This is a genomic window from Celeribacter sp. (assembly GCF_048261515.1).
Taxonomy (GTDB): domain Bacteria; phylum Pseudomonadota; class Alphaproteobacteria; order Rhodobacterales; family Rhodobacteraceae; genus Celeribacter.
This window is the reverse complement of the sequence record NZ_JBLXFZ010000005.1, coordinates 137,773-157,511: the sequence shown is the minus strand read 5'-3', so window position 1 is coordinate 157,511 and position 19,739 is coordinate 137,773. Positions and strand designations below refer to the sequence as shown.

The window sequence follows — 19,739 nt, the reverse complement described above, 5'->3', positions numbered from 1 at the left end:
TCAGGAGGCGGGGTCGACACGCTCCACAAGCTCCAGAACCTTCGGCCCGATGGCTTCGACGATCACCGCAACGCCTTTTTCGTTCGGGTGGATGCCGTCGAGTTGTAGGTGGGTCTTGAGCGTTTCGGACATGTCTCCGAGTGCTTCCAGCGGGGCGAGGAAACTGTCGACGTAAACCGCGTCGAACTCTTCGGCGAGATCGGCGTAGATTGCCTCGAACTCCTGCTTATACTCCGCACCATAGTTGCCTGGCGCGGTGATCCCGATGATCATCATAGGCAACCCTTTGGCCGCGCCGCGCTCCATGATCGCGTACAGGTTTGCACGCGCCACTTCGGGCGGGATCCCGCGCAGCACGTCATTGCCGCCGAGCGCCACGATCATCGCGTCGATTTCGTCGGAAAGGGTCCAGTCCACGCGGCTCAAACCGCCCGCCGTGGTGTCGCCCGACACGCCCGCATTTACCACCGTCGCTTCTGCGCCTTTCGCGTCGAGCCAGCGTTGCAGTTGAGCGGTAAAACCATCCTGCGCCATCAACCCGTAGCCCTGCGTCAGACTGTCGCCCAAAGCCGCGATCCGCAGGTTTTCGGCACTTGCCGCGGCGATCCCGCCTAAGGTTAGGCAAACGGAAAGGAAAATCGCACAAGCCTGCTTGCTCATGCGGCCCGCGACCCCATATCCAAGTGACACGAATTCAAGGATTTCCTCCATGCCCGATGCGATCATTTCCCTGACCGACGCCACGCTTGCTCTCGATGGCAACGCGGGGCGGGTCGAGATACTCCACGGCATCACGCTGGATGTAGCGCGCGGGGAGACCGTGGGGTTGATCGGGCCATCTGGATCGGGCAAGTCGTCTCTCCTTATGTTGCTCGGCGGTCTGGAGCAGGCCAGCGGTGGAACGGTGTCGGTCTTGGGTCACGATCTCACGGCGATGTCGGAGGATCAACTGGCCCGCTTCCGTAGGGATCATATGGGGGTGGTGTTCCAGTCTTTCCACCTCATTCCGACAATGACCGCGCTGGAAAATGTCGCCACACCTTTGGAGCTTGCAGGGGTCAAGGATGCTTTCGAACGAGCTCGCGAGGAGTTGGATGCCGTCGGTCTGGGCGCGCGTCTCGATCACTATCCGTCCCAGATGTCGGGCGGTGAGCAGCAGCGTGTGGCCCTTGCGCGTGCCGCCGCGCCGCGCCCTGAAATCCTGCTGGCCGACGAGCCAACGGGCAATCTTGACGGGGCCACGGGAGAGGCGATCATGGAGTTGTTGGCTGAGCTGCGCGACCGTCATGGATCAACCCTCGTGATCGTGACCCATGCTGCCGATCTCGCCGCGCGCTGTGATCGCATTGTGCGGCTCAGAGACGGGCGGATTGATGCGGCGGAGGTGTCGGCGTGAGGGCAAAGATCGCATGGCGCATCGCGCGCCGCGAGTTGCGTGCGGGCCTGCAGGGCTTTCGCATTCTCGTTCTTTGCCTTGCGCTTGGTGTGGCCGCAATCGCCGCCGTGACCTCGGTGCGAGAGAGCATTTCGCTTGGCCTCGCGCGCGAGGGGGCCAGCCTTTTGGGTGGCGATGCGGAGATGGAGTTTACCTATCGTTTCGCCACCGATGAGGAACGGGCGTGGATGGCGAACGAAGCCGATGCCTTGTCCGAAATTGCCGACTTCCGCTCCATGCTCACGCGCGGCGACGAGCGCGCCCTGACGCAGGTGAAGGCAGTCGACGGTGCCTATCCGCTTCTTGGCACGGTGCAGCTTGACCCGCCGATCCCTCTGGACGAGGCCCTGTCGGGCGACGGGGAACTGGCGGGTGCGGTGCTTGATCCGATGCTTTTTGGCCGCCTCGGCTTGGATGTTGGGGACGAGATTTCTATTGGCGGAGTGCCGTTCATCGCTTCGGCGCGGATTGTGCGCGAGCCGGACAACGCCGCAGCGGGGTTCTCGCTCGGACCGCGTTCGATCGTGGCGCTTGATGCCCTTGAGGGGACGCAGCTTCTCTCAGCGGGCACCCTGTTCGAAGCGGCCTATCGCCTTGATTTGCCCGAAGGCACCGACCTTGCGGCGCTGGAAGAGCGCGCCAAAACGGAGGTTGCCGATGGCGGGTTCCGCTGGCGTGACGCACGCAACGGTGCGCCAGGTGTGAACCGTTTTGTCGAGCGGCTGTCATCGTTCCTTGTGCTTGTTGGGTTGGCGGGTCTGGCCGTGGGTGGTGTTGGTGTCTCCTCGGCTGTGCGCGCCTATCTGGATCGCAAGACAACTGTGATCGCCACACTGAAAACGCTTGGAGCCGAACGGGCGACGGTGCGTATGGTGTATTTGATGCAAGTCGGCGTTCTGACGCTGGTTTCTGTCGCGGCGGGGCTTGTGTTGGGCGCGGCAGCGCCGCTGATCGCAGGTCCGCTTATAGAGGCGCGCCTGCCTGTGCCCGTGGTTGCGGGGCCGCATATCGGGCCTCTTATCGAGGCCGCGCTCTATGGTTTCATCGCTGCGGCCATTTTCGTTCTGTGGCCCTTGTCGCGTGCCGAGCAAATCCGTCCCGCCGCTCTCTATCGCGATGCGCAATTCGGTCTGCGCGGGCGGCCTCGTCCTGTCTATCTCGTCATCATCGGGGCGTTGCTCGCACTGCTCATGGGTGCGGCAATTCTCTTCACCGACAGTGGGCGACTGGTGATCTGGTCTTTCGCTGGGGTCGCTGCCGCTTTCGCGCTTCTGGTGGTTTGCGCCATGGGGGCCTCCGCGCTTGCCCGCCGATTGGCGCGGCTCAAGTTCGTGCGGGGGCGGACGGGGCTGCGCAGCGCGCTTTCTGCGGTTGGCGGGCAGGGGGGTGAAACTGTCTCGGTCGTCCTCTCGCTCGGTCTCGGTCTGGCCGTTCTCTCTGCTGTCGGGCAAATCGACTACAACCTGCGCAGTGCCATTTCACAAGACCTCCCTGACGAGGCTCCTTCCTATTTCGTTGTCGATATCCAGCCTGCTCAGATCGACGGCTTCCTCGCTCGTCTCGATGCCGAAGAGGGGGTGACGGCATATGAAACTGCGCCGATGTTGCGCGGGATTATCACGCGGATCAACGGTCAGGACGCCGAGGCCTATGCTGGCCCGCATTGGGTTATTCGCGGTGATCGCGGGATCACCTATTCCGCGACAATGCCAGAGAATGCCACGCTCACGCAGGGAGAATGGTGGCCCGAGGATTATGCGGGCGTGCCGCAAATCAGCTTCGCCGCGCAAGAGGGCGCGGAGATGGGATTGGAACTCGGCGACACGATGACAGTTAACGTTCTGGGGCGCGACATCACAGGCACGATCACCTCCTTCCGCGAGGTGGATTTCTCAGGTGCGGGGATGGGGTTTGTCCTGTCGATGAACCCCGCTGCATTGCAGGGCGCTCCGCATACCCATATCGCGACCATCTATGCCGAGCCAGAGGCCGAGGCTCCTTTGGTGCGCAGCCTGTCGAAAGCCTATCCCAACATCACGACCATTTCGGTCCGCAATGCAATCGACCGCGTTGTGTCGATTGTCGAAGGCATCGCTGCCGCCACCACGCTGGGCGCGCTGGCGACCCTTGTGACGGGGGCGGTCGTGTTGGTCGGTGCGGCGGCGGCGGGTGAGGACAAGCGGCGCTACGAGGCGGCAATTCTGAAAACCCTCGGCGCAAGCCGCGCACGCATTCTGGCGAGTTTTGCGCTGCGGTCGCTTCTGATGGGACTGGCGGCGGCGGCGGTTGCCTTGGTCACGGGCGCTTTGGCGGCTTGGGCGATTATGGAGTTCGTGATGGATGCGACATTCCGACTGTCGCTGACCTCCGCCCTTGCTATCGTCTTTGGCGGGATCGGGCTGACGCCCGTAACCTCAACCGTGTTTTCGTGGCGTGCGATGCGTGTGCGTCCCGCGCAGGTGCTCCGCGCGCAAGATTGAGCCTGTCAGACGGGGCGATGCGCGGAATCATGTACGCCCTGCCGTAGCGTCAGTATTTGGTGGGTGATTAATAGTTGCTCGTGACTTGCCGAATTTGCCTACAAATTGTGCGTTTTCGCCCAGTCCATCATGTTTCGCATGTGATCTAGGCGGGTTTTAGGGTGTCACAGGGCTGTGATCGCGCAAGGCTGTCCTCGGCGCGCAGACAGGGCAATCGGCTCGGGGGGCGTGCAAAGAAAAAGCGGTGGTAGCCTGACTTGCCGGTCGCCACCACCGCCGAATGCAACACATAGCGCTGCAACGGGAAATGTAGGCGTCTTTGTCAGAAATACAAACAGTAACCTTTTACCTGTTCCTGACAGCGCCCATTGTCGTGCCCGCAGCGTTCCAACAAGGGAACCTGGACGTGAAATTGAATATGAAAGCAACATTGGCCACGGCGCTGCTCGCCTCTACTGCGATGGCAACCGCCGCTTCGGCCGATTGCCCTGTCAAAGTCGGCGTGCTGCACTCGCTGTCTGGCACGATGGCAATTTCTGAGACCACGCTCAAAGATACCGTCGAGATGCTTGTCGAGGATCAGAACGCCAAGGGTGGCGTGCTGGGCTGCGAGATCGAGGCGGTCGTTGTCGACCCTGCCTCCGACTGGCCGCTCTTTGCCGAGAAAGCACGCGAACTTCTGACCGTGCATGAGGTTGACGTGATCTTCGGCAACTGGACGTCCGTGTCGCGGAAATCTGTGCTGCCCGTGATCGAGGAACTCAACGGCCTGCTCTTCTACCCCGTGCAATACGAGGGTGAGGAAAGCTCCAAGAACGTCTTCTACACAGGCGCCGCGCCGAACCAGCAGGCGATCCCCGCCACCGACTATTTCCTCGATGAACTCGGTGTCGAGAAATTCGCGCTGCTCGGCACGGACTACGTCTACCCGCGCACCACGAACAACATCCTCGAAAGCTACCTCAAGTCGAAGGGCATCGCGGAAGAAGACATCTTCGTCAACTACACGCCCTTCGGTCATTCCGACTGGTCCAAAATCGTCTCCGACGTGGTGGCACTTGGCGCGGACGGCAAGAAGGTCGGCGTGATCTCCACCATCAACGGTGACGCGAACATCGGTTTCTACAAGGAGCTGGCGGCGGCGGGCATTTCCGCTGACGACATTCCCGTTGTGGCCTTCTCTGTGGGTGAGGAAGAGCTTTCGGGTCTCGACACTTCCAACCTCGTCGGGCACCTCGCTGCGTGGAACTACTTCCAGTCTGCCGACACCGAAGCCAACGCCGAATGGGTCGCCGCGTGGAAAGAGCGCATGGGCGAAGACCGCGTGACCAATGACCCGATGGAGGCGCATTACATCGGCTTCAACATGTGGGTGAACGCGGTTGAGGCTGCTGGCTCGACAGACGTCGATGCAGTCCGCGCGGAGATGTATGGTCAGGAGTTCCCGAATCTGACAGGCGGCACTGCGGTGATGGGTGTGAACCATCACCTCTCCAAGCCCGTGTTGATCGGCGAAATTCTTGAGGACGGTCAGTTTGACATCATCTCCGAGACCGATCCGGTTCCTGGCGATGCATGGACCGACTTCCTGCCCGAGAGCGCGGTACTGATCTCCGATTGGAAAGACCTCGGCTGCGGTATGTACAACACCGAGACCGAGACCTGCGTGCAGATCAAATCCAACTACTGATGTGATCTGAACCACCACTTCAGGAGGGCGGCCTATGCGCTGCCCTCCCACTCTCCAGATTAAAGAAGATCCCCAATGATCCGCTTTCTCGCCGCCCTGTGTCTATGCGTCGCGTCTCTTGCGAGCGCCGCCAGCGCTCAAGACCGCACGATACAGGATGTGCTGTCCGAGCACGCCGAAGTGATCGTCAAATCCTCCCGTAAGACCATTGCGCCCGCCATCGACGCGCTTGCAAATTCCGGCCTTCCTGCGGCGCAGAGTGTCCTGCAACAGTGGCAGGAAAAGAACATGTGGTTCGTCGAGGACGAGGGGGTTTTCTACTACGGCGAGGAGGTCGATCGTTCGACCTACAACCTCTACGACTTCGAGGATGGTGCGCTTGTGGGCGCTTATGACAAGGGCGACCTCAAGCAACTCAAGCCCAACTCGGGTATCCGTGCGATGATCGGTGCGGCGCTGGTCCAGTTCCAACTCAACGACCCCGATCCCATCCGCCGCCGCGAGGCGCTTCTGGCCATCCAGCGGGACGGTGAGGCCAGTCATTTGGCTCCGCTTCGTGCGTCGATCGAGGGCGAAAGCGATCCCGATATCCGCGCTTTGAAAGAGACCACAGAGCGGCTTTTGACCATTTCCTATGGCGAGGACGAAGCCTCCCGCGTCGCCGCAATCGAGGGCTTCCGCGGGGCTCTGTCACTGGACGCCCGCGCAGCGCTCAATCCCGTTATGGCTACACGTATCGTGCTGGCCGAGGGTTTGCCTGACAATGCGAACGTAAAGGGTGACGTGAAGGCGGGGAGCGAAGCGCTGCCGATGGAACGCGCCTACGAGATGCTTGTCGAGGCGGGTTCTGTCACGCCGATGCCGACACTGGACGAGCGCAAGGCCGCGCTTGAGGCCAATATCGTGGACGGTGCGGTTGTGGGAATACCCGTCTCCGAACTTGATACACAAGAGGCTCGCGACCGTGCTTATGCGGCGCTCGCCGAGGCGGGTATGGTGCCTGCCTTTGATCCAGACATGACGGTGGAAAAGGCCGTATCGGGCGCGGAATTTGTCGAGGTCTACCGCGAGCCTTCCTCCGCCGTCACCAACGCCGCCGAGGAGACGCTCAAGTCCATCAACCGCGCCGTGAGTATCAACCAGACGATGGACCTGATGCTCGACGGGTTGTCGCTGGCCTCGATCTATTTCCTCGCCGCCATCGGCCTTGCCATCACCTTCGGCGTGATGGGGGTGATCAATATGGCCCACGGCGAGTTCATCATGATGGGGGCCTACACTGGCTATGTGGTGCAGCAGATCGTCCCCGACTACACTGTCTCAATCATCCTCGCGATCCCACTTGCCTTCGCCGTGACCTTTGCCGCAGGTGTGGCGATGGAACGGCTGATTATCCGTTGGCTCTATTCGCGCCCACTTGAGACGCTTCTGGCCACATTCGGTGTGTCCATCGCCTTGCAACAGATTGCTAAGAACATCTTCGGCACGCAGGCCCGCCCGCTCACTTCGCCCGCTTGGTTGGACGGCGCGCTGGTCTTTAATGACGTGGTGGCGATCTCCTACATCCGCATCGCGATTTTCGTTCTCGCGCTCGTGTTCCTCGGGGTCTTCCTCTTCATCATGAAGAAGACGCGGCTTGGCCTTGAAACACGCGCCGTGACGCAAAATCCGCGTATGGCGGCGTCGATGGGGATCAATCCTGACCGCGTGAACATGCTGACCTTCGGGCTTGGTTCCGGCATCGCGGGGGTCGCAGGGGTTGCCATCGGGCTCTATGCGAAAGTCACCTCCGAGCTTGGATCCGACTACATCGTGCAGAGCTTCATGACCGTGGTGGTCGGCGGTGTTGGCAACATCTGGGGCACGCTTCTTGGTGCGGGGCTGATCGGCTTCCTGCAAAAGGGGATCGAGTGGCTCAATCCGTCCAACACGCTGGCGGCGCAGACCTACATGATCGTCTTCATCATCATCTTCATTCAATTCCGACCCAAGGGCATCATTGCTCTCAAGGGCCGCGCGGCGGGGGATTAAGCTCATGGACTTTCTCAAGAAAAACCCCTCGCTCCCTGTGGTCGTCGCGGCGCTTCTGATCTTTACCCTCGCGGTGACGTTCATGTCGGAGGCCTATGGTGCGGGGGCGATTTCAACCTCTTTCGTTAAGACATTGGGCAAGACGCTCTGTCTCGCACTGGTCGCCATCGCGATGGATCTGGTCTGGGGCTATACGGGCATCCTGTCGCTTGGCCACTTCGCCTTCTTCGGCTTGGGCGGCTACATGATCGGCATGTGGCTGATGTATGCACGCACCGAGTTGATCGTGGCGGGGTCGCTGTCAGGTGGGGCGCTTCCGCCGACGGACGCGGAGATTTCCGACGCCATCGGGACGCAGATTTTCGGCGTTGTCGGCTCGTCGGATTTCCCGCTGGTGTGGATGTTCGCGCATAGTTTCTGGGCGCAGATCGCGTTGGTCGTGATTGTCCCAGGCGTGCTTGCACTGGTCTTCGGCTGGCTGGCCTTCCGCTCGCGGGTGACGGGGGTGTATCTCTCCATCCTGACGCAGGCCATGACGCTCGCGCTCTCCCTCTACCTTTTCCAGAACGACAGCGGGCTGCGTGGCAACAACGGGCTGTCGGGCTTGCAGAACCTTCCTGGCGCGGATGGCATTTCGCAGGACTACATCTCCATCTGGTTCTTCTGGGCTTCGGCTTTCGCGCTGCTCGTGACCTACCTGATCGCGGCTTTCGTCGTGTCGGGAAAGTTCGGCTCGGTTATTCGCGGCATCCGCGACGACGAGGCGCGGGTGCGCTTCCTCGGCTATTCGGTCGAGGGGTTCAAACTCTTCATCTTCGTGCTCACGGCCGTGATCGCGGGTATCGGGGGCGCGCTCTATTATCCGCAGGCGGGCATCATCAACCCCGCTGAAATCGCGCCCATTGCCTCCATCTATCTCGCTGTTTGGGTTGCTATCGGCGGGCGCGGGCGTCTCTATGGCGCGGTGATCGGTGCGGCCTTCGTGTCGCTGGTCTCCACGTGGTTCACAGGCGGGCAGGCCCCCGACATTCCACTGGGCTTTTACACGATCAAATGGGTGGACTGGTGGCAGGTGATCCTCGGCCTTTCCTTCGTCCTCGTCACTCTGTTCGCACCCAAGGGCATCGGCGGTCTGGTCGATCTGATTTCCGAGCGTGTATCTCCCAACCGCGGCGGTGCGCCGCTGGGGCCTGATGCGGGCAGCCTTCGTGAACAGGAGGCCGAGAAATGAGCCAGCTTCTTGAAGTCTCTGGCGTTTCCGTCTCCTTCGACGGGTTCCGCGCGATTAACAACCTTTCTTTTTCCATCGGCCACGCCGAAATGCGGGCTATCATCGGGCCGAACGGTGCGGGCAAGACAACGTTTATGGATATCGTGACGGGCAAAACAAAACCCGACGAGGGCACGGTTCTCTGGGGCGACCTGTCGCGAAACCTGATCGGGATGAATGAGGCCAAAATCGCGCGCATTGGCATCGGGCGGAAGTTCCAGCGCCCCACGGTTTTCGAGGACCAGACGGTGTTCGAGAACCTGATGATGGCCGTGCGCAATGATCGTTCGCCTTTCAAGGTACTTTTCTTCAAACCGAAGCCCGAGGATGTTGCCAAGGTCGAGGAACTGGCCGGTGAGATCGGGCTTTCCGACCAGTTGGAGCGCAAGTCGGGTGAGTTGAGCCACGGACAGAAACAATGGTTGGAAATCGGGATGCTGCTCGCGCAAGACCCCAAGCTGCTCCTCGTCGATGAGCCTGCGGCGGGGATGACGCTGGGCGAACGAGAGCACACCACGGATATTCTCAAGGAAGCGGCCAAGACCCGCGCGGTGGTGGTGGTGGAGCATGACATGGACTTCGTGCGCCGTCTCGAATGCAAGGTGACGGTACTGCACGAAGGGTCGGTTCTGGCCGAAGGGTCGCTTGATCACGTGACGAAAAATCAGGACGTCATCGACGTCTATCTGGGGCGGTAAACAATGTTGGATGTCAAAAACCTCTCGCTGCACTACGGTGGATCGCAAATCCTCTATGACATTGATCTGGAGGCTAAGGCGGGCGAAGTAACCTGCGTCATGGGCACAAACGGTGTGGGTAAGACCTCGCTGCTGAAGGCCGTCGGCGGATCGCATCCGCGCTCGGGCGGGTCTGTCACGCTGGATGGCGAGGATGTGGGCCGTGCAAGCTCGGACCAACTGGCCAAAAAAGGTGTCGCCGTGGTGCCGCAGGGGCGCATGATCTTCCCGCTCCTCACTGTGAAGGAGAACCTTGAGACGGGGTTCACCTGCCTGCCGCGCGAGGAGCGGTTCATTCCCGACGAGGTGTTCGAACTCTTTCCGATCCTAAAGGACTTCATGCATCGTCGCGGCGGTGATCTGTCGGGCGGTCAACAGCAGCAACTCGCCATCGCCCGCGCGCTGATCATCAAGCCGAAACTGCTCCTGCTTGACGAGCCGACCGAGGGCATCCAGCCCAATATCATCCAGCAAATCGGACGCGTGATCGCGCTTTTGCGGGAGCGCGGGGACATGGCGATTGTGCTGGTGGAGCAGTATTTTGAGTTTGCTTACGATCTGGCCGACAAGCTCGTATTCATGGAGCGCGGCCGTGTAACCTCGCGCCACGACAAGGCTGATATTTCCAAAGAACAAGCCGCCGAAGTCTTCCGCATTGCCTAGTCGGGACGCCCGACTTCGCGGTTGTCTGTACCGTTAGGGTGCAAGCCCGCGTAGGAAAAGGGCGATGGCGAATTGAAGTCGTCGCTCTTTCTCGCGCTCGGATGTAGGCGAGGCGTCGGGTTGAAGCAGGTGCGTGAGAGGATTTTCAAGCGCCATGTCCATCAGCAACTCAACGGCTAGATCGACATCGTTTCGGGATAGGGAAATTTCACCGCTTTCGCTGGCACGGAGAAGTTCGGCACGCAAGAAACCTGACAAAGTCCCTTTGCTTGACGTGTAAAGGTTGTAGGCCAGATCGGGGTAGGTTCGCGCTTTTGCAATCACGGATCTCAAAAGTTCGAGTTTGTTCTGATCCGCGCTCGACGGTGTGTTGAAGCGCAGCAAAATTGACAGGCGTTCACTGAGCGGCAAGCCGCGCTCTTCGTCCTTGAGCGGTAGGAATATTGTGTCCGAAACATTGATGATCGCACGGACAAGCAATTCCTCGCGGCTTTTAAAGATTTCGTAGACCGTGCGTTTCGACATGCCCGCTTTTTCCGCGATTGCGGTCATCGTTACTTTGTCGAAGGGCGTCTCTAGCAGGAGTTGCGCAGCCGTGCGCAGAATGGCGGCCTCGCGGGCGGCGTGGTTCATTTGCGGTGGACGCCCGCGGCGCGCCTTTTCGCAATCAGAGGGCAGCTCACCGGATATGTCCTTGCCTGTCATAAATTTTCTCCAGTCGGCATCGAAACACGCTTTACAAAACTATCGGGTTTTCTTTATTACCCCGCAAGCGTGTATTCCCGTTCACCGTCCGAGTCGATAGTTGCCGTGACGATTATTCTGCGCCATGGCCATGCGCCGCGATCTCTAAATTTCTGGAGCTTATCTCAATGCCTCATTCACTTATCGCTCCGCTGAGCCGACTGGCTGCTGCGTTCATACTGGCCGTGGGCCTGCCTTTGGGGGCGCTAGCACAAGCTGGTATGCCTCCGTCGCCCGTTACTGTCGTGACGCTAGAGGCGAACGACGTGACATTGACGGCCTCTCTGCCAGGCCGCGTGGCCGCCTCGTCCGAGGCGCAGGTGCGTCCGCAGGTGAACGGTCTTATTCTGGAGCGTCTCTTCATCGAGGGGCGCCCCGTTGAAAAGGGTGATCTTCTCTACCGCATCGACGCCGCCTCCTACGAAGCTCAGAAAACCGCCGCCGAAGCACAGCTTGCACAAGCCAACGCCTCGCTGAGAGCGGCTCAACTGGAATTCGATCGCCAGCAGGAATTGAAATCGCGAAGCGTTGTCTCCCAACAAAATCTCGACAATGCGATTTCGGCTCTCGAAATTGCCAAAGCGAACGTAAAGGTGGCCGAGGCCCAAGTGTTGGTGGCTGAGATCGATCTCGAGCGCACGGACATCCGCGCGCCGATCTCTGGCGTTGCAGGGTTGAGCGATGTCAGCGTTGGTGCGCTTGTAACCTCGGGACAAGCAACGCCGTTGACCGTGATCCGCACACTTGATCCTGTTTACGTCGATGTCACGCAGGCCGCCGCCGATATGTTGCGCTGGCGCCGTGCGCAGGGTGGGGAAGGGTTCGCCGAAGGGCTTGGTCAGGTTGTTGAACTCAAGCTGGCCGATGGCTCGACCTACGAGCATCAGGGCAAGCTCTCTGCCGCCGAACCCCACGTTGACGAGGGAACGGGAACGATTGTGCTTCGTCTGTCCTTCCCCAATCCAGACGGTTTCCTTTTGCCGGGTATGTATGTGCAGGTCGATATGCCCCAAGGCGTGTTGAGCGATGCGATACTGGTGCCGCAGCAAGCGGTCACGCGTGACCGTCGGGGCGAGCCTACGGCCTTGGTGGTTAACGAAGAAAATGTTGTCGAGCAGCGCAAACTTACGGTTTTGCGCGACCACGGCACCGACTGGGTTGTGACTGAAGGCGTCGAAGCAGGGGAGCGTGTCATTGTTGCCGGCCTGCAGAAAGCCGCGCCTGGTGCGCCCGTGGTCCCACAAGAGCAAGGGGCTGCAGCCTCTTCCGCTGAAAACAACTAAATTCAAGTCTGAGAGCATCCCATGGCACGATTCTTCATTGACCGACCTATCTTTGCATGGGTGATCTCAATCCTGATAATGGGCCTCGGCCTGTTGTCGATAAACACGCTGCCTGTCGCGCAGTATCCCCAGATCGCACCGCCATCGGTGACGATCCGCGCGACATATCCGGGTGCGTCCGCCGATACGGTCGCCAACACGGTGACGCAGATTATCGAGCAGCAGATGACGGGTCTCGACGGGATGCGCTATGTATCGTCGTCCTCCACGTCCTCTGGATCCGCAACGATCACGCTGACCTTCGAGACAGGTACCGATCCAGACATTGCGCAGGTTCAGGTGCAAAACAAATTGGCGCAGGCGACACCCCTGTTGCCAGAAGCGGTGCAGCGACAAGGTGTGACGGTTCAAAAGTCGTCGGCGGGATTCCTGATGGTGATTGGCTTGATCTCCGAGGGCGGAAACATGGATCAGGCGGATTTGTCGGATTACCTTAACTCCAACCTCGTCGATGCGTTCAGCCGTATCGAGGGGGTCGGCGGCACACAGGTATTCGGTGCGAAATACGCCATGCGGATCTGGCTCGACCCCTCGAAGTTGGCGGCATTTGATATGGCGCCATCGGATGTTGTGGCCGCCGTTTCCTCCCATAACGCGCAGATTTCAGCAGGCTCATTCGGTTCGCTTCCGTCTGTAGATGGTCAGGCGTTTACCGCGACCATTACCGCGCAGTCCCTTTTGGAAACGCCCGAAGATTTCCGCAATATCATTCTGCGCTCTGAGGCCGACGGCGGGCTTGTGCTCTTGGAAGATGTGGCGCGCGTCGAGATTGGCGCGGAAAACTACATGGCCATTGCCCAGTATAATGGCCAACCCGCGTCAGGCATGGCCGTTCAACTGGCTCCGGGTGCAAACGCGCTCGATACATCCAAGCGGGTGCGCGAGAAGATTGAGGAATACGCGGAGTTTTTCCCTGACGGCGTGAAGTACGTCATCCCCTATGACACGACACCATTCGTCGAAATCTCGATCCACGAAGTGCAGAAAACGCTGATCGAAGCCATTGTGCTCGTGTTCTTCGTGATGCTGCTCTTTTTGCAAAACCTGCGTGCGACGCTGATCCCCACACTTGCCGTGCCGGTTGTTATTCTCGGAACCTTCGCGATTTTGGGTGTGTTCGGCTTTACAATCAACGTGCTGACCATGCTTGCCTTGGTACTTGCCATCGGTTTGCTGGTGGATGACGCGATTGTTGTGGTGGAAAACGTCGAACGTATCATGGAGGAAGAGGGGCTCTCGCCACGCGAGGCCACGCGCAAATCCATGGATCAGATTACGGGCGCCCTGATCGGGATTGCCCTCGTGATCTCCGCCGTGTTTATCCCGATGGCCTTCTTCGGTGGCTCGACGGGTGTGATCTACCGTCAGTTTTCGATCACCATCGTCTCTGCGATGATGCTGTCTGTTCTGGTGGCCTTGACGCTGACGCCCGCACTTTGCGCGACTTTGCTGCGCAGCAAGGATGTCGAGCACGCCAAACGCGGTCCCTTTGCATGGTTTAACAAAGCCTTCACCAAACTCTCTGGTGGCTATGGCTGGACGGTGAACTATGTCATCCGTCGTCCGTTGCGGATGCTTCTTGTCTACGGTCTCATTGGCGGGGGCATTGTCTGGCTTTTCATGCAAACGCCCACGGGCTTCCTGCCTGACGAGGATCAGGGCATCATGCTTGCGCTGGTTCAGGGGCCGTCGGGCTCCACGGCCGAGAATACACTCAAGGCAACGAAGCAGATTCAGGACCACTTCATGAACAATGAAGCGGACTCCGTGGATTCCGTGTTCTCCGTTGTTGGCTTCTCCTTTGCGGGTGCGGGCCAGAACAACGGCTTGGCGTTTGTCAGGTTGAAAGACTGGGAAGAACGTCAAAGTCCCGCGCAATCGGTTCAGGCCATTGCGGGGCGTGCTTTCCCCGCCATGATGGGCATACAAGAAGCGATGGCCTTCCCGATTGTCCCGCCCGCTGTGACCGAACTGGGCAACGTCTCGGGTTTCGACTTCTACCTTCAGGCGCAGAGCGGCCAAAGCCACGAAGAGCTTCTTGAGGCGCGTAACGCCGTTTTGGGCATGGCGGCACAAAGCCCGCTCATTGCGTCCGCACGGCCCTCGGGACTGGAGGATGCGACGCAATACAAACTGGACATCGATTGGCGAGCGGCAGGGGCCATGGGTGTATCTCCCGCGAACATTGGCAACACATTGGCGATCGCCATGGCGGGCACCTATGTTAACGACTTCAATGACAACGGACGCACCAAACGCGTGTTCGTTCAGGGGGAAGCCGACTCACGCGCAACGCCTGCGGACCTTCAGCGCTGGCGGGTGCGGAATTCGGCTGGCGAATTGGTGCCCTTCTCGAACTTCGCCAGCGAAAGGTGGGTTTACGGCCCCCAAGGTCTATATCGCTACAACGGCACGCCCTCGATGCAAATTCAGGGGTCGCCCGCGCCAGATGTTTCCACGGGTGAGGCCATGCAGGAGATCGAACGCATTGTCGATCAGCTGCCCGGTTTCGCGGTCGCATGGACCGGCCTTTCATTGGAAGAGCGCGATTCGGGGTCGCAGGCACCGTTGCTTTACGCATTGTCTCTTGCCGCCGTATTCTTCTGTCTGGCGGCTCTCTACGAGAGCTGGGCTATCCCTTTCTCGGTCATGCTGGCGATGCCTGTCGGTATTCTCGGCACCCTCTTCACCGCATGGCACTTCGGCTTCCAGAATGGAGTGTTCTTTCAGGTCGGTCTTTTGACGGTTATCGGTCTCACGGGTAAGAACGCCATTCTCATTGTCGAATTCGCGCGAGAGCAAGTGGACAGCGGCAAAGATCTTTTCGAAGCTGTTCTGACGGCTGCACGATTGCGTTTCCGTCCCATCATCATGACCTCGCTGGCCTTCTCTTTGGGTGTTGTCCCGTTGGTTCTTTCCTCAGGCGCGGGTTCAGGCGGGCGTCGCGCGGTTGGTTCCGCAGTTCTGGGCGGAACAATCACGGGGACATTGCTCGGGATTTTCTTCGTGCCGCTCTTCTTCCTGCTGATACGCAAGACGCTCACCCGACGGGTGAAAGACGCCACCTAGCCGTCTCAACACAATCGCAATTAGCCGCCGGTTTTCTGGCGGCTTTTTGCGAGCTGTGTATGAAGCACGGTGGCCAGAGGCGTTGCAAGCAAACCCACGCGGGTCGGGCCATATGCTTGTGGCCGCGCAGTATTTCCGAGACTGGGGGGGATTTGGTAGCGGAGGAGGCTACCGAACCCCTTTCTCGTTATTTCTCAAAATTTTTCTAAATATCTAATAATTATTGGAATTTAGTAGTTTCATGCTATCGTCCCTTCTCATCGTAATTCATGTTTTTTCGATCCAAAGTGTGGGAAAAATGATGGGAAGAGATTTGGAGCTTTCACCCTATGTCACGTCTAACTGTTAAGTCTATCGCAAAGCTTGAGGAGCCTGGAATGCATGGGGACGGACAGGGGCTCTACCTGAGAGTAGGGGCCAGAGGGGCGAAGTCATGGGTGCTTCGGACAATGGTTCACGGCCGCCGGCAAGATTTAGGCCTTGGATCTGCTTCATTGGTTTCTCTCGCTGAGGCGCGGGAGGAAGCGTATAGGCTCCGCAAAATCGCGCGTTCCGGCGGTGATCCGAAAGCGAGTCGAGGCAAAGTTCGGGCATTGACCTTTGAGGGCGCCGCCCGTGCCAAGCTCAAGGAGCTGGAGCCTACTTGGAAGAACTCTGGTCATGGGAAGCGCTGGCTCTCGTCTCTCGAAGCCTATGCTTTTCCACTCATCGGCGATCGTCAAATTCAAACACTTGAAACTGCGGACGTGTTGAACGTTCTCACGCCAATCTGGGCCGCGAAGAACGACACTGCCCGACGAGTGAAGCAACGCATGTCTGTGATCTTTGATTGGGCGAAAGGGAAAGGGCATTACGACAATGAGAACCCGGTCAATGGTGTGGAACGGGTGTTGCCTCCTGTGAAGAAGCGGGCAAAGCATATGCCTGCTTTGCCGTGGGCGGACGTTCCATCGTTCTTTGCCGAGCTTGGAGAACGTGAAGGTGTTTCTGCGCGATGCCTCTCCTTCCTCATCCTGACCTGTGTGCGATCTGGTGAGGTGCGTGGGGCGCGCTGGGCGGAAATTCGGGGCGATGTGTGGGAAATACCGGCAGAGCGAATGAAAGCGGGCGTAGCGCACCGTGTACCTCTCTGTGCTGGCGCTCTGGAAGTGCTGGAGCAGGTTCGGGGTTTGGATGAAGACTTGATCTTTACAAGTGCCCAGCGCGCCCCAAAGGGCCCGGCGCGGCAAATGTCCGACCCGGTATTCAAACGCCTCCAAGATCGAATGGGGCGCAATGGTTTCACCGTGCATGGGTTTCGGTCGTCTTTCAGGGATTGGTGCAGCGAGAGCGCTCATGCCGATCGAGAAGTTGCAGAAGCGGCACTGGCGCACTCCCTCGGTAACAAGGTAGAGCAGGCATATGCGAGGAGCGATTTGTTCGAGCGTAGGCGGAGCTTGATGAATGCTTGGGGACGTTTTGTCACTCGGCAAGACGGTGAGGTCGTGGAGCTCGTTCGGGCATGAGAGAACGTTATCTTGCGCCACTAGAACGTTTGGGATGGTCTAGAGTCTGCTTGAAGGCGCCAAATTTTGCCGCTGAAATTGGTCACCGCATATTGACGGCCACTGAGTGGGACAAAGGTAGGCGCTTTAAATCGGATTTAGCTGCCTTGGAACGCATTTTGCGTGGGGTACGTGAGGTATCGCTAGGTTTTCACGAGCTTTCCGAAGAGCAAAGCAGGATGATTAATTTTCAAGCCAGTCGATATGCTGGTGCTGACATTGAGGCCGCTTCAGAAGATCATATTTCAAGACTATTCGAGATTCTTGAACCGATTGCGAGTTCGATGTGGCTAGGCTCTGAAGAGTTGGTGGAAAATATTCAGAAACTTCCTCATCACAAGAAAAATTGGCCTGCCTTTGAAATTGCTGAGGCAATTGCTGAGCTATATGTTGTGGGGGTGGGGACGAGGCCGACGCTGGGTAAAGATCAAGCATCATCCGAGATCAACGGAAAGTTTGCTGAAGTCACCTTCGAAGTGTTCGACATTTTGGATGTTTCGGTTTCTCGTCAAACGATTCAGCCATTTAAAAGAGCTGTTGCTCGGTTGGATGCCGAGAAGATGCGCCGTCTTCAATCTTTGAGAATGCACGGAGGCCGGAAGGCCTCACTGGTAACTGGAGAGATCAACGGGAACAGAATATCACTGTTTTATGACTTTGATCTACAGACAGGTCGGCGCCTAAGCGACCCTTCCAAGGGGGAATAGGCGCAAGAAATTTATTTCTATTGCCCTTTTCTCATTTCGGTTCGTCTTTGGTTCTTTTGTTGCATCTAATCCAAAGCAAAGGTGCAAAAATGGAAGATCATAAACAAACCTGCTCTACCGAGGGCTGTCCTGAAGATACGCGCAAACTCCTCTCTGTGAAAGAAGTGGCGTCGATCACTGGTCTGGGCGTTTCAACTATCTGGCGCAATGCTAAGTTGGGGACATTCCCAAAACCTATCGCAGTCTGCGGAATGAAGCGCTGGCGCACAGTGGATATTGCGCGGCTAGTCGGGTCCGATGCGTCAGATCCGAATGCACAATCCCCGCGGCAAAGCCAGAATTGAGGGCCGCAAGATGTTCTACAATGAGAAAACCCCGGCCTGCTGTGGTGAAGCTGGCACGGGGCGGGAAAACGCGTTTGATAGACCGACGCTTGCTCCCCGTTCAGCAGAAGTTGCGTCCTACGATAAATCGCATCGAGAGACAGATGAAAATTACCTAGGCGTAATTGTGCGGGAAGGCGACTGGCGCGTGATCGCCTGTCGCGATGGTATCCAATGGATTTTGCAGCGCCGGAGGCGCTCGGAGAGGGCGGCTGGAGTGCGATGGGTGGCTGTCGGCTACTATATCGCTCGCGATCCATTGATTGGGCGCTGGCGCAAAGAAACAGGCATGTCGTCGCGAGGACTTCACGTACTGCCTTCATCTATCCCGCCAAAACGAGCGAGAGTTCTGAGAGGTGAGGCATGACTAGGAAGAAGCCTCGAAAGAATTATGGCCGAGGTCCCGAGAGCGGCCATTGGACGAAAATGGAGCGCTCGACAATGCAGACCGAAGCTTGGCGGGCACTCTCGCCTGTTGCACAAGCGCTTTACGTTTGGCTCAAACTGGAGTGGCATGGGCCCGACAACAACAATAATGGCAAAATACGTCTGAGTGTGCGACAGGCTGGCTATCTTTTGGGGGTTGCGCGCGCAACTGCTGCACTGGGTTTCCATGACTTGCAGGCAAAGGGGTTCACGGTGCTGACAGAGCCGGCGTCTCTTGGGTATTCTGGCGCGGCACGCCCTCCAGCTTTTGAATTAACCGAAATTGCCTTGCCATATGGAGCAGAAAGGGGAGGCAGAAGGCTCTACAAGAAATGGCGGGAGGGACATGACTTTCGTGTTCATAAGGCAAGGGCTAACAACCTTAGTGGTGCGAACGGAAAAACAAAATCCCATCATAAAAATCATGACAGCACCGTCATAGAAATGATGTCGGAAAGGAAAATCACGTCATGAAACCTATGACAGGCCGTCATGAAAAGTATGACGAAAAGCCCCGTTTCTCGAACCTTCGCGTCATAGAATTCATGACATCCTTATCCTACCACATGCAGGGGGTGTAATCAGACATGCCTTTTAGAGATGAAGAAAAGTCATAGGCCCAATTTCTCTGCCGGATTAAGTAGATCTGACGCCTGAGGTTACGGAACAGCCTAGGTTGTTAAATCTGATGGCGCGGCGTTTCTTCAGGAGAGCCCGATTGTGTCGGCGCTGTCGCGTGAGCCGCTTGGCGGCGATGATGAATATGATCCCGAATGCTACTCGTGGATCGATATTCAAGGGATGGAATGCGATGATCACTTTTCCAGTTACATGTTTGCCCACAAAGGCAAAGACACGATTTCGATCACGTCGGAAAATGAAAGCGAGCTTGCAGACTTCCGAACGCTGAATGCTTCAGGTGGAATGAGATCTTTGGGACACGTGGGTACTGCAATCCTGTTGCTTACGCTGCGGCACCCTAGTGGTGCGGCGGTGAAGGATACCACCGCACGCACAGGTGCTTGATGTGTGGACGGTGTGACTGTCTCAGGATACACGCGCCTGCACTGAGATTTTTTCACACTCGACGGTGCCGTGATCTTCGGCAGGGCGCTCGCGCCTTGCCGCCCTTGAGTGCCACGAGAACAATGATCTACAAAATTACATGGGCGAGCGGCCAATGTCTGCGCATGGATATACAAGCCGATCCTGAGCGC

General features: G+C 58.3%; 16 protein-coding genes and 1 pseudogene. 15 read left to right on the top strand and 2 right to left on the bottom strand.

The window, feature by feature from the left end:
* The gene (locus ACN0SC_RS10625; protein WP_417249657.1) at window positions 1-711 is read right to left on the bottom strand and encodes an arylesterase; all 711 of its coding nucleotides are present in this window, start codon (window positions 709-711) and stop codon (window positions 1-3) included.
* Between ACN0SC_RS10625 and ACN0SC_RS10620 the strand changes: the two genes are divergently transcribed.
* From ACN0SC_RS10620 to urtE, 7 genes are all read left to right on the top strand, one after another.
* A complete protein-coding gene (locus ACN0SC_RS10620) occupies window positions 710-1,396 on the top strand; it encodes an ABC transporter ATP-binding protein (RefSeq protein WP_417249656.1) in 687 nt (228 codons plus the stop codon). The genes ACN0SC_RS10625 and ACN0SC_RS10620 overlap by 2 nt on opposite strands.
* The gene (locus ACN0SC_RS10615; RefSeq protein ID WP_417249655.1) at window positions 1,393-3,915 is read left to right on the top strand and encodes an ABC transporter permease; all 2,523 of its coding nucleotides are present in this window, start codon (window positions 1,393-1,395) and stop codon (window positions 3,913-3,915) included. The genes ACN0SC_RS10620 and ACN0SC_RS10615 overlap by 4 nt, the downstream gene beginning before the upstream one ends.
* A 418-nt stretch (window positions 3,916-4,333) precedes the next feature.
* Window positions 4,334-5,605 carry an urea ABC transporter substrate-binding protein gene (urtA, locus tag ACN0SC_RS10610; RefSeq protein ID WP_417249793.1) on the top strand — a complete coding sequence of 424 codons (1,272 nt, stop codon included), beginning with the start codon at window positions 4,334-4,336 and terminating at the stop codon, window positions 5,603-5,605.
* Window positions 5,606-5,680: 75 nt separating this feature from the next.
* A complete protein-coding gene (gene urtB, locus ACN0SC_RS10605; protein ID WP_417249654.1) occupies window positions 5,681-7,636 on the top strand; it encodes an urea ABC transporter permease subunit UrtB in 1,956 nt (651 codons plus the stop codon).
* 4 nt (window positions 7,637-7,640) lie between these two features.
* On the top strand, window positions 7,641-8,867 hold the full coding sequence (gene urtC, locus ACN0SC_RS10600; protein ID WP_417249653.1) for an urea ABC transporter permease subunit UrtC: 1,227 nt from the start codon (window positions 7,641-7,643) through the stop codon (window positions 8,865-8,867).
* Window positions 8,864-9,604: an urea ABC transporter ATP-binding protein UrtD gene (urtD, locus tag ACN0SC_RS10595; protein WP_417249652.1), complete on the top strand. Its 741-nt coding sequence runs from the start codon at window positions 8,864-8,866 to the stop codon at window positions 9,602-9,604. Before urtC ends, urtD begins: the two co-directional genes overlap by 4 nt.
* Before the next feature lie 3 nt (window positions 9,605-9,607).
* Complete coding sequence (urtE, locus tag ACN0SC_RS10590) at window positions 9,608-10,306, top strand: urea ABC transporter ATP-binding subunit UrtE (RefSeq protein WP_417249651.1); 699 nt, start codon at window positions 9,608-9,610, stop codon at window positions 10,304-10,306.
* 33 nt (window positions 10,307-10,339) lie between these two features.
* On the opposite strand, the gene ACN0SC_RS10585 is transcribed toward urtE, so the two are convergent.
* Window positions 10,340-11,011, bottom strand: a complete 672-nt coding sequence (locus tag ACN0SC_RS10585) for a TetR/AcrR family transcriptional regulator (protein WP_417249650.1) — start codon at window positions 11,009-11,011, stop codon at window positions 10,340-10,342.
* A 167-nt stretch (window positions 11,012-11,178) separates the two neighbouring features.
* On the opposite strand from ACN0SC_RS10585, the gene ACN0SC_RS10580 reads away from it, so the two are divergent.
* The 8 genes and pseudogenes from ACN0SC_RS10580 to ACN0SC_RS10545 all read left to right on the top strand — a co-directional run bounded on the left by ACN0SC_RS10580 (window position 11,179) and on the right by ACN0SC_RS10545 (window position 19,548).
* Window positions 11,179-12,333, top strand: a complete 1,155-nt coding sequence (locus tag ACN0SC_RS10580; RefSeq protein ID WP_417249649.1) for an efflux RND transporter periplasmic adaptor subunit — start codon at window positions 11,179-11,181, stop codon at window positions 12,331-12,333.
* 21 nt (window positions 12,334-12,354) lie between these two features.
* Window positions 12,355-15,462, top strand: coding sequence for an efflux RND transporter permease subunit (locus tag ACN0SC_RS10575; protein WP_417249648.1), 3,108 nt, complete (start codon window positions 12,355-12,357; stop codon window positions 15,460-15,462).
* A gap of 329 nt (window positions 15,463-15,791) precedes the next feature.
* A pseudogene (locus ACN0SC_RS10570) lies at window positions 15,792-16,028 on the top strand (Arm DNA-binding domain-containing protein); the annotation flags it as partial.
* A 27-nt stretch (window positions 16,029-16,055) separates the two neighbouring features.
* Entirely contained in the window at window positions 16,056-16,967 is a 912-nt protein-coding gene (locus ACN0SC_RS10565) for a tyrosine-type recombinase/integrase (RefSeq protein WP_417249792.1), read from the top strand.
* Window positions 16,964-17,713, top strand: a complete 750-nt coding sequence (locus ACN0SC_RS10560) for a hypothetical protein (protein WP_417249647.1) — start codon at window positions 16,964-16,966, stop codon at window positions 17,711-17,713. The genes ACN0SC_RS10565 and ACN0SC_RS10560 overlap by 4 nt, the downstream gene beginning before the upstream one ends.
* Window positions 17,714-17,802: 89 nt before the next feature.
* Window positions 17,803-18,057, top strand: coding sequence for a helix-turn-helix transcriptional regulator (locus tag ACN0SC_RS10555; RefSeq protein WP_417249646.1), 255 nt, complete (start codon window positions 17,803-17,805; stop codon window positions 18,055-18,057).
* Between the two features lie 480 nt (window positions 18,058-18,537).
* Complete coding sequence (locus ACN0SC_RS10550; RefSeq protein WP_417249645.1) at window positions 18,538-18,996, top strand: hypothetical protein; 459 nt, start codon at window positions 18,538-18,540, stop codon at window positions 18,994-18,996.
* A gap of 246 nt (window positions 18,997-19,242) precedes the next feature.
* Window positions 19,243-19,548, top strand: a complete 306-nt coding sequence (locus tag ACN0SC_RS10545) for a hypothetical protein (RefSeq protein WP_417249644.1) — start codon at window positions 19,243-19,245, stop codon at window positions 19,546-19,548.
* Window positions 19,549-19,739 lie beyond the last annotated feature (191 nt).

Excerpts from the sequence above, each read along its gene's own strand:
- ACN0SC_RS10620 (WP_417249656.1), top strand. The coding sequence starts at position 710 with ATGCCCGATGCGATCATTTCCCTGACCGACGCCACGCTTGCTCTCGAT.
- ACN0SC_RS10625 (WP_417249657.1), bottom strand. The coding sequence starts at position 711 with ATGGAGGAAATCCTTGAATTCGTGTCACTTGGATATGGGGTCGCGGGC.
- urtA (WP_417249793.1), top strand. The coding sequence starts at position 4,334 with ATGAAAGCAACATTGGCCACGGCGCTGCTCGCCTCTACTGCGATGGCA.
- urtB (WP_417249654.1), top strand. The coding sequence starts at position 5,681 with ATGATCCGCTTTCTCGCCGCCCTGTGTCTATGCGTCGCGTCTCTTGCG.
- urtC (WP_417249653.1), top strand. The coding sequence starts at position 7,641 with ATGGACTTTCTCAAGAAAAACCCCTCGCTCCCTGTGGTCGTCGCGGCG.
- urtD (WP_417249652.1), top strand. The coding sequence starts at position 8,864 with ATGAGCCAGCTTCTTGAAGTCTCTGGCGTTTCCGTCTCCTTCGACGGG.
- urtE (WP_417249651.1), top strand. The coding sequence starts at position 9,608 with ATGTTGGATGTCAAAAACCTCTCGCTGCACTACGGTGGATCGCAAATC.
- ACN0SC_RS10585 (WP_417249650.1), bottom strand. The coding sequence starts at position 11,011 with ATGACAGGCAAGGACATATCCGGTGAGCTGCCCTCTGATTGCGAAAAG.
- ACN0SC_RS10580 (WP_417249649.1), top strand. The coding sequence starts at position 11,179 with ATGCCTCATTCACTTATCGCTCCGCTGAGCCGACTGGCTGCTGCGTTC.
- ACN0SC_RS10575 (WP_417249648.1), top strand. The coding sequence starts at position 12,355 with ATGGCACGATTCTTCATTGACCGACCTATCTTTGCATGGGTGATCTCA.
- ACN0SC_RS10560 (WP_417249647.1), top strand. The coding sequence starts at position 16,964 with ATGAGAGAACGTTATCTTGCGCCACTAGAACGTTTGGGATGGTCTAGA.
- ACN0SC_RS10555 (WP_417249646.1), top strand. The coding sequence starts at position 17,803 with ATGGAAGATCATAAACAAACCTGCTCTACCGAGGGCTGTCCTGAAGAT.
- ACN0SC_RS10550 (WP_417249645.1), top strand. The coding sequence starts at position 18,538 with ATGCAGACCGAAGCTTGGCGGGCACTCTCGCCTGTTGCACAAGCGCTT.